Origin of the sequence: Metabacillus rhizosphaerae, from assembly GCF_037201795.1 — a bacterium.
Taxonomy (GTDB): Bacteria; Bacillota; Bacilli; order Bacillales; family Bacillaceae; genus Metabacillus; species Metabacillus rhizosphaerae.
Map to the genome: position 1 here is coordinate 5,070,347 of NZ_CP147403.1, position 12,500 is coordinate 5,082,846.

9 protein-coding genes are annotated in these 12,500 nt (G+C 34.4%); 4 read left to right on the forward strand and 5 right to left on the reverse strand.

Translation table 11 applies throughout. From position 1 onward, the window contains the following. Positions 1 to 91: 91 nt before the first annotated feature. The 3 genes from WCV66_RS24175 to WCV66_RS24185 form a co-directional block, all read right to left on the reverse strand. Complete coding sequence (locus tag WCV66_RS24175; protein ID WP_338787163.1) at positions 92 to 1,384, reverse strand: ABC transporter substrate-binding protein; 1,293 nt, start codon at positions 1,382 to 1,384, stop codon at positions 92 to 94. Positions 1,385 to 1,561: 177 nt separating this feature from the next. After that, positions 1,562 to 3,331, reverse strand: coding sequence for a sensor histidine kinase (locus WCV66_RS24180; RefSeq protein ID WP_338787164.1), 1,770 nt, complete (start codon positions 3,329 to 3,331; stop codon positions 1,562 to 1,564). An 11-nt stretch (positions 3,332 to 3,342) separates the two neighbouring features. After that, complete coding sequence (locus WCV66_RS24185) at positions 3,343 to 4,899, reverse strand: response regulator transcription factor (protein WP_338787165.1); 1,557 nt, start codon at positions 4,897 to 4,899, stop codon at positions 3,343 to 3,345. A 267-nt stretch (positions 4,900 to 5,166) separates the two neighbouring features. Here WCV66_RS24185 and ftsZ point away from each other — a divergent pair, with 267 nt between their 5' ends. Continuing rightward, a complete protein-coding gene (ftsZ, locus tag WCV66_RS24190; RefSeq protein WP_338787166.1) occupies positions 5,167 to 6,309 on the forward strand; it encodes a cell division protein FtsZ in 1,143 nt (380 codons plus the stop codon). Positions 6,310 to 6,531: 222 nt separating this feature from the next. Here ftsZ and WCV66_RS24195 read toward each other — a convergent pair whose 3' ends face one another. Continuing rightward, a complete protein-coding gene (locus WCV66_RS24195) occupies positions 6,532 to 7,815 on the reverse strand; it encodes a Gfo/Idh/MocA family oxidoreductase (RefSeq protein WP_338787167.1) in 1,284 nt (427 codons plus the stop codon). 495 nt (positions 7,816 to 8,310) lie between these two features. Here WCV66_RS24195 and WCV66_RS24200 point away from each other — a divergent pair, with 495 nt between their 5' ends. After that, positions 8,311 to 8,601, forward strand: coding sequence for a hypothetical protein (locus WCV66_RS24200; protein WP_338787168.1), 291 nt, complete (start codon positions 8,311 to 8,313; stop codon positions 8,599 to 8,601). Between the two features lie 32 nt (positions 8,602 to 8,633). Next, complete coding sequence (yidC, locus tag WCV66_RS24205; RefSeq protein ID WP_338787169.1) at positions 8,634 to 9,425, forward strand: membrane protein insertase YidC; 792 nt, start codon at positions 8,634 to 8,636, stop codon at positions 9,423 to 9,425. Between the two features lie 318 nt (positions 9,426 to 9,743). On the opposite strand, the gene WCV66_RS24210 is transcribed toward yidC, so the two are convergent. After that, entirely contained in the window at positions 9,744 to 11,573 is a 1,830-nt protein-coding gene (locus WCV66_RS24210) for an alpha/beta hydrolase family protein (RefSeq protein ID WP_338787170.1), read from the reverse strand. A gap of 309 nt (positions 11,574 to 11,882) precedes the next feature. Here WCV66_RS24210 and WCV66_RS24215 point away from each other — a divergent pair, with 309 nt between their 5' ends. Continuing rightward, complete coding sequence (locus WCV66_RS24215) at positions 11,883 to 12,458, forward strand: TetR/AcrR family transcriptional regulator (RefSeq protein WP_338787171.1); 576 nt, start codon at positions 11,883 to 11,885, stop codon at positions 12,456 to 12,458. The last annotated feature ends 42 nt before the right edge of the window (positions 12,459 to 12,500 follow it).

The window sequence follows — 12,500 nt, forward strand, 5'->3', positions numbered from 1 at the left end:
ATAAGTTATCCTTATTAACAGAAGCAGATGAGGTTTCAAGGCTTAGCTTCTCATACTAAGTTAGCTTTGAGAAGAATTGTAGGAAAGGTAATTATTGAAGCTGTGCTTCTGCTTGTTGTTGAGCATCTTCTAGCACTTGATCAAGATCCTTACCGTTAAGGTAGTTTTGCATTTCAACAATTAAAATGTCATCAATTGCGTATGTGTGCAATCCATAATTGACTTGTGGGATTTCTTCTACCCATTTTGAGAAATCAGAGATAATTGGTTGCCCTGCAAAGAATTCATCCTCAGCTTTGTATGCTTCCCCAGTTGTTGCAGGAGTGTACGTTCCGATTGCCCCAACTTCTGTTACTAAATCTTGATAAAAATCAACGTTTGAACCAAACGTTTTTGCTAAGAAATCCGTTGCTTCATCTTTTCCATCTACATTTAGAACATACCATGAGCTTCCACCTAGGTTAGATGCATTTACTGAATTCTCTACATCTGGAAGTTTTGGCTGTGGCACAACTGCCCATTTACCTGATTGTGATGCTTCAGCTTTAATAGAAGGCGTGATCCAGTTTCCAGTTGGTACTGATGCTACTTCGCCACTATTGAATGCTGCTAAGAATTGACTCCAATCAGAGTTTGGTTTTACGATATCAGCGTCCAACATTGCTTTGTATGTTTCAAAAGACTTCTTAAGTGCTTCATTATCAGCAATAAATGGTGTCACACCATCTTCTTTTAAGTACCAAGAACCACTAGATTGCAACATCATACGAATAAGACCTTGGTCATTTGGATCAAGTGTAATCATTTGCTTTCCAGTTGCTTCTTTTACTTTTTTACCAATTTCAATATATTGATTCCAATCAATACCTTTTAAATCATCAACTGTATAGCCTGCTTCATCTAAATAATCCGTTCTTACGTATAAACCAGTTACACCTGTATCAAATGGTAAACCATAGTTTTTACCATCTAAGCTAGTTGGTGCAATTTTATATGATGCAAAATCTTCCGCTTTGAAAGATCCAGTTATTTCATGGAAAGAATCTGGATATGCTTGAAGGAAGCTTTGTGCACGATAGTCTTCGATCAACACGATATTTGGTAATCCTTTTGTCGTACCAGAACTTAAGCTTGTATTTAACTTTTGAATAATATCAGCTTGCGCATTATCTACAATCTTGATTTCTACATCAGGATTTTCTTTTTGATAATACTCTTTTGCTATTTCCATCGCTTTAATATTAAAGTTTGGGTCCCATGCCCAAATTGTAATTTCTTTTGAACCCGATGATTCACTTGAATCTGATTCTGTCTCTTGAGACCCAGATGAGCATGCTGCCAAAAACATCATGCAAGCCATCATAAGTACGAGTAGCTTTTTCATAAAAAATACCCCCATATTTTTGTTTTCGTAAGCGCTATCACCCTTACAACTACAATATTAGCACCTATGTTTCGTTTTTCTTTAGGACAATATTTTCATAAACTTGTGATTTTTTTATAGAATGTATCCGTTTACAATTAATTAGGGTTGTATTTTTTTTAGATACTTGTACTTTTTTTATATTTCGGAGATCGGAAGTGTAATCTTCACTCTTGTTCCCTCTCCTAATTTACTTGAAATCGATACACCATATTGATTACCATACAAAATTTGAATTCTTTCATTTACATTTCTTACACCGATCCCTGTAAAATGCTGTTTCTTACTCTTTGTTTTCGGAAGTTTATTAGATGAAATCTCCATTCCATCTCCATTATCCATGATCTCGCAAATCAAAGTACCCTTTTCTTGCCACACCATTACATTGATAAAGCCAGATGTTTTGTTGTTAAATCCGTGGAAAAATGAATTTTCAATAAAAGGCTGTAAAATCAGCTTAGGAATTTGTTGGTCTACACAATCTGGTGAAAGTAAATAATTTACTTTAATTCTGTCTCCATAGCGTTTTTGATTAATAAGAACATAATCTTTTAAATTATTTATTTCTTGCTCAACAGAAATGGTTTCACTCCCATTTCCAATTGTATTTTGAAGTAATGAAATCAAGGAATTGATTGTTTCCTCCGCTTCCCCTTTTCCACCTTGCTGAATCATAAACTTAATGGAAGTAAGTGTATTATAGAGAAAATGCGGATTAATTTGCTGTTGTAAAGCCGCTAATTCTGCATTGCGTTTTTGCTTTTGGAAAAGAACGAGTTTTTCCAAGTAATCATGAAGTTCATCCAGCATTGAATTAAATGCCTTACCGATTTGCATTGTTTCATACGTACCACTTACTGAAACATACTGATCAAAATCAAATTTCGAAGCATCTGAAATTTGCTTTACTAATGTTGATAATGAATTTGTCATTCTTCTCGATATAAGAAAAACAATAATAAGGGCGATAGCAACTATGCAAATACAAATCAGCACAATTTGCTTTTTATTAATCAAATCACCAATTGCTGTTTTCTTGTCTATTAAATTAAATAAATACATATCAAAAGAAGGAATATATTCCATAAAGATGATTTGATCTGTTCCCATGAAATTTGCAATTATATAATCATTATTCTTTTGTTCATTTTCTTTTGCATAGCGCAAAAGATTATTAGCTTCATCTCCAATTAATTCCGTTTTATTACTTGACACAATGGTACCAGTTTTATCGAGAATAAAAACATCATTTCCTGTACTTGTGTGGCTGTTATAAAAATTCCTAATTTCACTTTCTTGTATTGCGAAGTACATCATTCCGTATATATTTCCTGAAATCCTTTCCATTAAAGGTTTTGAAGCAACGATAAATTGAGCATCATTAGCGCTATTTGTATTTTCGTTACGCTGATCATATTGATAGATCAACCTCTTTGGATTTTTTAACGAATTTTCAGTCATAATATGACTCTGCAATTCTTCATCGGTAATTAGCCAGTATGATCGATTTGTCGCATAGCTCATTTCATTCACACCGGTCACAATAATTTCAGTTTCATAAGCATCAACATTTGATTTCGTTCGTTTCATCTGCTCACTCATTTGATAATAAGATCGCATTTTTTGCGCATTGGATTGCTCCTCCGTCATAATTCTTCTTATCGTTCCACTTTGTAAGATGTTGTTTGACGCAAGAACAATCGAGTAATTATAGGATTCAAAACTATCTTTAACTTGATTCATTACTTTCGCATTTGTAATACTAAACTTATCAATAAAAAACTGCTCAGACATACGAAACGTTGTCCACGTAATAATGATTGAAACCGTAATAATACTGATTACACTAATTAAAAACATAATGACAAACAAACCATTATGTTTAAAATGATTTTGGAAAAATTTCATACTGATTCACATCACTTATTCAATTTTTGATTTCTTCGATATTGACTCGGGGATAAACCTCTTTGCTTTTTAAATACCTTGCAAAAATAACTATGATCGGAATACCCAACATGTCCACTAATCTCAGATATCGGAATAGAGCTATTCATTAATAACTTCGTAGCCTCTTCTATACGAATTCTATTTAAATACTCATTAAAGCCTTCTTTGTTATGTGTAGCAAAATAACTTGATAAATAGGAAGAATTAAAATGAAAATGATTTGCTACACCAGTTAAGCTCAACGGCTCTGCATAATTTTCTTCAATATAATCAAGAATTTGTTGAAGATTTGAATGTCCGGTTTGATTTTTCCTTGATAAAATAATTTCTTTCGCCTTTTCTACAAATCGATGCAACTGTTCAACAACACTCGCTGCCGTTTTAGCTTCATCAATTGCATTAAAAAAACTGAACTTTTCATTTTCTAAATTCTTCACATCATACTCCAAATTACTTAATAAAATGGAAATATTGAAAATGATGTTGCCAAAAAACGCTTTATATTCAAATATATCCGTCGTAAATGCTGCTGATAATTCTCTTACATGTTCCTCTAAATAGTCAAATGCAGAATCAAAACGCTCATGCTTAAAATCATTCGTAAACTTATCCAAATTAAAAGAAGTGATTTTCGGACCTTCTTTTGCTAAGTCTTCCTCAACTATTATGTTAGTTTCAGGAAAATAAAATCGATATTGAAGCATTTTCTTGATCACGTCATTGTACTTAATCCCAATTTTTGAAAAGCTTTCAAACGTGTCACAAATAAGCACTGAAAGCTTTAAATCTAACTCTAATAGTTCAGCAGCTACTCCCTGCATTTCTTTTAGTTCATCTTCTTGCCCATTAACAAGGAAAACACTTACATTTTCTTCTGTTGTGAATTCCTGTATTTTTATTTTCTTTAATTGAGTATCGAACAATTCTTCAAATCGAAGAATAATCAAATCCCTGTTTATAGCATCTTTATCTTTAAGGAGTCTTGTATCAGCAGCTACTAAGCAAAAACGTTCATATGGAAACGTCTCTGACATTAATTTTTCATCATATTGAGTGTCATAACCTGATACAAACTTTTCGATCATATGCCCAATATTAATGGCAACATTAGTATCTCCATTTGCTGCTTGTAGTGATGGTATTCTACTTGCTGCAGTTTTTAGCACATTAAGTAATGTATCAGCATCAAGCTTAGGCTTTAAAATATAATCGACTGCCCCGCTTTGAAAAGTTGATCTCACATATTCAAATTCCCCGAAACTACTTAATATGATGATCTCAATATGTGGGTACTTACTTTTCACAATACGAGTTAATTCTTCCCCATCCATAATCGGCATGACAATATCCGTTAAGATAATATGAGGCTTTGTTAACTCAATTAACTCAAGAGCCTCCTGACCATTCGATGCTTCCCCAACAATCTGAAAGCCTTCCTGCTCCCATTCCACATAATGCTTAATCCCTTGTCTTATTAATTGCTCATCATCCACAATGATGATTCTACAACCTTCACCAGATTTCAAAAAAATCCCCCCAGACTTTGTAGACTTATATGTTCATCTCATTTTTTCTCCTATTATACACATGAATGGTTCGAATATCATAGGCTTGTCTTATTTACTATTTTTGATATAGGGACAAAAAACCTTATAAAAAAAGCAGATTATCCAGACTATTAATCTACAAACCATACAAAAATAGCCAGAGAACTTCGAATCATATTAGAGTCTATGGCTTTTATTGAAATAATTTATAATTTAGGCAATTTGGATGATTTAGGAGGAATGAACATGTTGGATTTTGATACAAATATTGACCAATTCGCAACAATTAAAGTTATTGGTGTAGGCGGCGGGGGAAACAACGCTGTAAACCGTATGATCGAGGACGGTGTTGAAGGGGTAGAATTTATTGCAGTTAATACAGATGCACAAGCTCTTAATCAATCAAAAGCAGAGATTAAGATGCAAATCGGTGCAGCATTAACTAGAGGTCTAGGCGCAGGGGCAAATCCAGAAATTGGTAAAAGAGCTGTGGAAGAAAGCAAACAACAAATCGAAGAAGTGTTAAAAGGGGCAGATATGGTTTTTGTTACTGCAGGAATGGGTGGTGGAACAGGCACAGGAGCAGCTCCAGCCGTTGCTGAAATCTCCCGTAATCTCGGAGCCTTAACCATTGGGGTTGTTACACGACCGTTCAAATTTGAAGGTTCCAAGCGCGCTGCAAACGCCACAAAAGGAATTAACGAAATGAAGGAGTCTGTTGACACTCTAATTATTATTCCAAACGATCGCTTATTAGAGATTGTAGATAAAAAAACACATATCCTTGATGCTTTCCGAGAAGCAGATAGCGTTCTTCGTCAAGGCGTTCAAGGAATTTCTGATTTAATCGCTATTCCAGGTTTAATTAACCTTGACTTTGCTGACGTGAAAACAGTTATGTCCCAAAAAGGAACTGCTTTAATGGGCATTGGTATTGCTTCAGGTGAAAACCGCGCTGCTGATGCTGCCCAAAAAGCGATAAATAGTCCGTTGCTAGAAACCTCCATCAATGGAGCCAAGGGAGTGATCATGAATATAACCGGCGGTCGCAATTTAAGCCTCTTTGAAGTTCAGGAGGCAGCCGATATGGTTTCATCTGCTTCACATGACGATTTAAATATGATTTTTGGCTCTGTCATCAACGATAATTTAAAAGATGAAATTATCGTAACTGTCATAGCTACTGGATTTACTGCAAAGGATTCATCAATAGTACAAACACCTGAAGAGCCATCAACTGAAGCAACGTCTAATCGATATCCAAAGGAACAACATATACAACCTGAGAAAATAGAACCTAGAGGATCAATTCCGTTTTATGAACGAAACTTGGAACCAGAAGAATCATTAGATACTCCAGCGTTCTTCCGCAAACGGAGAAACCGATAGTAAAAAGCTTACATTGACATACAAAAAAGATCAAATATCAATTAAACTGCACCCCATTTGTTAGACACAACTTAACAATTGGAGTGCAGTTTTTGTATGGTTAAATTCACCTGTAGCTATTTCTGGATATTGTATTCTATAGTAGTGTTCAAATCATGCTTGAAAACGAAGTTGATCCCCGATTTCTTTTATATTTCAAACCATCGTTGTAACACCAATAGCTTAAAACTTCACCAATACGTCAACTTTCACTGGCTGTCCAGTATTTAATGAAATATTTCCTGCAACCCCAGTAAGTATTGACATGGCTCCGTCTACATGGGAAGCTGCTCGGTTAAATTCATCCTCTAACGGTGTACCAAACAGATCTTGTAATAAGATTGGGTCACCACCACCGTGGCCACCTTCACCTTCTTCTATTTCTACCTCATACGATTCACTAAACATCGGCATAACAGTAATTGATTTTTCCTCTAGTCTTCCTTCATCCTCTTTATTTCCACCTGAATTAATATATGATTGCTCCCGGACATGAACTTCGATTCGTCCTTTACTACCATTAAACGAAACAATATAGCCTTCCCATGGTAAATAAGCATTTAAAGAATAGTTTAAAATAGCTTTATTTTTGTAATGGACCATCACGCCTAATGTATCTTCAATATTAATGCCATCTCCAAACACACTTTGATCACGATGATAGCCATCTTCTTTTTCGGCATCTAAATACATTGCTTTTAAATGTTTGTTTTCTTCTAGATTAATAGCAAACGGATCATTCTTGGCCACTTCACTTCCATGTGCCCGTTGATAAAAGTTAGTTACTCCCCTTGATTCTGCATTTTCTCTGCCATAAAAACGTAATCCACCGAGGGCATAGACTGTCTCTGGTGTTGTTCCTAACCAGAAGTTAACTAAATCAAAATGATGGGTAGATTTATGAACTAACAAGCCACCACTATTTCGCTTATCTCGATGCCATCTTCGGAAGTAATCTGCCCCATGCTGAGTATTTAATGCCCACTCAAAATTGACCGAAAATACTTCACCAATCACACCGTCTTTAATTAACTCTCTTATTTTCGTGTTATGTGGTGCATAACGATAGTTGAAAGAAACGCGAACCTCTTGACCTGTTTTCTTAACAGCATCAATAATCGCCTGACATTTCTCGGCATCGGTGGTCATTGGTTTTTCGGTAATCACATCACACCCTAGTTCTAATGCTTTAATAATATACGTATGATGGGTTCGATCGACGGACGTAACGATCACCGTATCAGGCTTTTCATTAGCAATCATTTGTTCAAAATCCTTAGCAAGATACGTCTCGATTTGCGGATGATCATATTTCTCTTCCAATAAACGGTTCGCATAATTCATTCTCGTTTGATTGATATCACAAAACGCAACTAGTTCACTCGTCTCCCTAAAATCACGGACAACCGCACCATAGAAATATTCTGCTCTTCCACCTGTTCCGACTAATACATATCTTTTTACCATTATAAAAACTCCTTATTGATAATTTGTTTAACATATTTGGATACGCTTACAAAATTCACAGTCTTCTTAACACAAGGTAAACATTTACTTATTTTCATTATATTTAAGAGTTCTTTACCTTTACATATAAAAATCCGATCTCTTTTTCTAAATAACAGTGTTGTTTATTTTATCAAAATAATAAAGAGAAACAATGACTAGATCATTATTCCTCTTTTCTATTTGGTACTCCTAATGAATTGCTCTTTTAATGAATTAATGATGAAAACTAAAGGCATTCTTCCTTTTTCGTATTTCAACAATCGCGCCTTTCTGCGAAAAATAGATTATTAAAGAGTAATCATAAATACATATATTCGACAAAAAGACCCCACCCCCTTGTCATTACTGGAATCCTTTGTTTATTCAGCAGCCCCTATTTAGATATCCATTCCATTGCCTTGCACTCAATTTTTTATTATACTTCTCTTAGTTGCTCTTTTTAGGGGTGAAAATTTGTACGAGATCATTTTAGATTTTACAAACATTTCCACTATTTATACATTCTATGCTAGCTTTCTATTAAGCTTAACGATTAAATATATTTGGACTTGGCATATTGAATATGATTTTATTGAAGCAACATGTGTCTCGCCTTCAAAGGTAAATATAACATTATCAAGACCTTCTATTCAGCAGATAAATGAATGGAGGTCTAACTCATTATTAGGTTGGATTGCAAGATATATTCGCAGAAAAGAAAGCTCGGGTGACGATTCGGAAGGTTTCCATTCTTTCTCTTACTAAGCATTTTTAGAAAAATGACTGGAGGAAGAAAGATGAAACCTACTAAAAACATACTTGTTATTATTGTAGTTACGATATCTACCTTAGTACTTTCTGCTTGTTCTGCACAGAATTCAAATGGGGATGGTTTTTTTCAAAATGTGTTTGTTCATCCATTTGCATCAGCCATTCATAGTATCGCTATTTTATTTAATGGCAGCTTTGGATTGTCAATCATACTGATTACACTAATTATTCGTCTCATTCTGTTGCCATTGATGTTAAAACAGTATAAAAATCAACAGCATATGAAGGAAAAGATGGAATTATTAAAGCCTGAAATGGATGCTATTCAGAAAAAGACTAAGGCTGCCAAGGACCAGAAAGAACAACAAAAGCTACAGCAGGAAATGTTTGGACTATATAAAAAGCATGGAGTTAATCCACTTTCTATCGGTTGTCTTCCAATGCTTATTCAAATGCCGATCTTGATGGGGTTTTATTATGCAATCAGGGGCTCAGAAGAAATTGCGACACACTCATTTCTCTGGTTCAGCCTAGGACAGCCGGATATTTGGATTACAGCAATTGCTGGGATCGTTTACTATGTACAATTTAAAGTATCGATGTCGAATATGCCTACTCAAAACCAGTCTCAAATGAAAATTATGGGGCTCATGTCACCACTTATGATCGTGATATTCTCTCTAAACGCTCCAGCAGCACTCCCGCTATACTGGGCAGTCGGTGGAACTTTCTTAATTTTTCAGTCCATATTAGGGAAGAAATTATACCAGCAAAAAGCAAACATAGCAGATAAAACAGATAAAACAGAAAACGTATAGCAAATATTTTAATTTTGGGATTACTTACACTATTTTTCTCAAAAAAATTGTTAAGCAGTCAGGGAAATTTCCTTTCCCTTTATGATCGATAACAAAATACGCTCCAAATTGAACTGCACCCCAATTGTTGGACACCATCTAACAATTGGAGGTGCAGTTTTTGTTTGGCTAAATTCACTGGAGAAGATAAACTAGTGATTGTTAAACGCTATTTAGCTGGTGTGGAGAGTTATAGTACGATTGTGAGGTATATTGGGACATCAGACAGTGTTATAAGGTCAGCCAGCTATTTAATCTGGTCCTTTTTTACAATGATTATTATACTTTTAAATGTTCATCTAAAAATTCAAGTACGGCCTTGTAACCGTTTATTTTATTTTCCATTTTCATAAATCCGTGTCCCTCATCAGGGAACACTACATACTCAACAGGTACATTATTTTTTTTCAGTGCAGCTACGATTTCATCAGATTCAACCTGAAGTACTCGTGGGTCATTTGCACCCTGCAGCACAATGAGTGGTTTATTAATTTTCTCCGCATGGAATAATGGTGAAATACTGCGTATATACTCAGTTTGTGTATAAGGGTTACCTAATTTTTTATAAAGTGCATCTCGGTAACTTTCCCACCATGATGGGATGCTTTTTAATGTTCGTTCCCAATTGGAGACACCAAAAATGTCTACACCCACTTTAAACTCTTCCGGCCTGAATGCTAATGCAGCAAGCACCATAAATCCACCATAGCTATCTCCAATTATCCCGATTCTTTCTCCATTTATATAATCTTGCTCTCGAAGGAAATTTTTTGCCTGAATACAATCCTCCAAATCGATTTCCCCCTGCTTTAAATCTGCAGCACTAAAGAAAGACTTTCCATATCCAGAGCTTCCTCTGTAATTTACGTCTAAAATGGCATAACCTTGATTTGCCAGGTATTGAAATAATGGATAATATTCAGTACTAGACTGCCCTCCGGGGCCTCCATGAACAAATACTAGAGCAGGTGCTTTTTCACCTGCATTTACTACAGGCTTATAATAAATCGCAGGTATCTCTAATCCATCAAATGATGGATAGCGGATTACCTTAGCTACTACTAATTCCTTTGGATCAATTTCAGGATTTAAGGTATCAGAAAGCTTTTTTAATTCTTTTGATTCGAGATAATAGGCATACAAATTCGATGGTGCGTTTGAGCTATTTAATAGAAATGTTATTAATTCCTCGCTTTTAGAAAGCTGTATATTGACAATTTGTCCTTCAGGCAATGACGGAAGTTCAATCTGCTGGTGAGTGGTTAAGTTTATTATTTTAAATTCTGTTTTTGCATCAATGTTAATCGAGTAAACAAGATAGTGATAGTCACTTGAAAAAAATATAGACGTAATATCCCAATTTTCTTTAGCCACTTCTACGGATTGGTTGGTATCGAAGTGATACTTTTTCAAATATTTAAATTCATAATTTTCGTCGGTTAAAAAGTAAAGAGAATCGGAATCTTCGCTGAAATTTTGAGGAAAATAATTAACATCTCCTTCATGAGCAGTTAAATGAGACAAACGATCGAACTCAAGGTCATATAAATAAATATCCGAATCATTTAAATTACTCACTTTTGCTAACGATATAAAACGCTTATCAGGTGATATGGATCCAAATTCATATCCGGCATTATTCGTAAAAATACAGGTTGATTCATATGTTTCGATATTCATTTCATAAACATCGATAAAACTTGGATTCCTTTTATTGGATCCATAGAAAAAGCTTTTCTCATCCTTACTCCAATCAAAAAATACCGCACGCTCGTTTTCTCCCGGAGTTAAATCAATAGCTTCCCCATTTTCATTTTGCACATAAATATGTAAAATTTCATTTCCGCCTTTATCACTTAAAAATAAAAAGCGATTATCTTTCGGAAAAAAAGAAACGGCATAGACTGCATTATCCGTTGAATAGGTAACCTGTTGCTGGCTATTATCCTCTAAAGAAACCATGTAAGCATTATAGATCCTACTTTTATCACTCGAATATAAAACTTTTTTTTCGTCGAAAGAAATGGAGTTCGATATAATAGATTCAGTGTTGAAAAAATGATCAATTGAATATTTTTTGACACTGGTATCCTTAGCGTCTTTTGTCATCCTTTTACCCCCTTTACAATGTTTTATATATATTCTCGTTAGAATATAAAAAACCTTTTTATTAGGGGTAGCGTCTGGAAAATACGCATATTTACAACGTTAAGGAAATTACAATATTAGAAAGCCCAATTTCTCAGCATTAAAATTGAGAAATTGGGCTTTTTTTCGTTACTCCAGAAAATCGATTGATGAAAAAGTTTGGATTCAATCCAAGATAGATTATTGAAGGCTTGATTTCAAGATATGTTTTTCTGGACTCATCGTTCCGAAAACTTTATACTAAATTATATGAATGGAGGTGCTTGTAAATTGGGTAGAAATATTAGTTTTAACAAAGAACATGCTTTGAATAAAGCGATGTATTTATTCTGGGAAAAAGGTTATGACGCTACATATATCTCAGATCTTATTGAAACGATGGGAATAAGTCGATCTACTCTCTACGATAGTTTTGGAGATAAGGATGAACTATTTAAACTGGTTTTAGAACATTATAAAAACGTTGGCTCTCGGAAGAGAAATTTACTTTTTAGTGGTATAAACACTAAAGTATCACTTAAATCGTTTTTTTATCAACAAATTGAAAAATGCTATTCAGATGACATTCCCAAAAGTTGTATTATAACTAATTCTTCGCTGCTTATTGGACATATTGATCCTTCCATAGAAGAAATACTTCTAAATGATTTTAATGAACTTGAAAAAGTATTTAAACAAGTCATCGAAGAAGGAAAAAAGACAGGAGAAATTTCACAAGAGGCTAACTCTGAATTAGTTGCATATTCTTTATTGAGTTTAAATCATAGCATTAATTTAATGTCCAGATATAAAAAAGAGAAATATCTTGCCTATAATCTAGTGGATAAGACTATTGCAGACCTATAGTCTTTCTTTTTTAAACATTTCGGAACGAACGTACCAAAAAAA

Bases quoted from the DNA above. Each gene is read 5' to 3' on its own strand.
- WCV66_RS24175 (WP_338787163.1), bottom strand. From the start codon at position 1,384: ATGAAAAAGCTACTCGTACTTATGATGGCTTGCATGATGTTTTTGGCA.
- WCV66_RS24180 (WP_338787164.1), bottom strand. From the start codon at position 3,331: ATGAAATTTTTCCAAAATCATTTTAAACATAATGGTTTGTTTGTCATT.
- ftsZ (WP_338787166.1), top strand. From the start codon at position 5,167: ATGTTGGATTTTGATACAAATATTGACCAATTCGCAACAATTAAAGTT.
- WCV66_RS24195 (WP_338787167.1), bottom strand. From the start codon at position 7,815: ATGGTAAAAAGATATGTATTAGTCGGAACAGGTGGAAGAGCAGAATAT.
- yidC (WP_338787169.1), top strand. From the start codon at position 8,634: ATGAAACCTACTAAAAACATACTTGTTATTATTGTAGTTACGATATCT.
- WCV66_RS24210 (WP_338787170.1), bottom strand. From the start codon at position 11,573: ATGACAAAAGACGCTAAGGATACCAGTGTCAAAAAATATTCAATTGAT.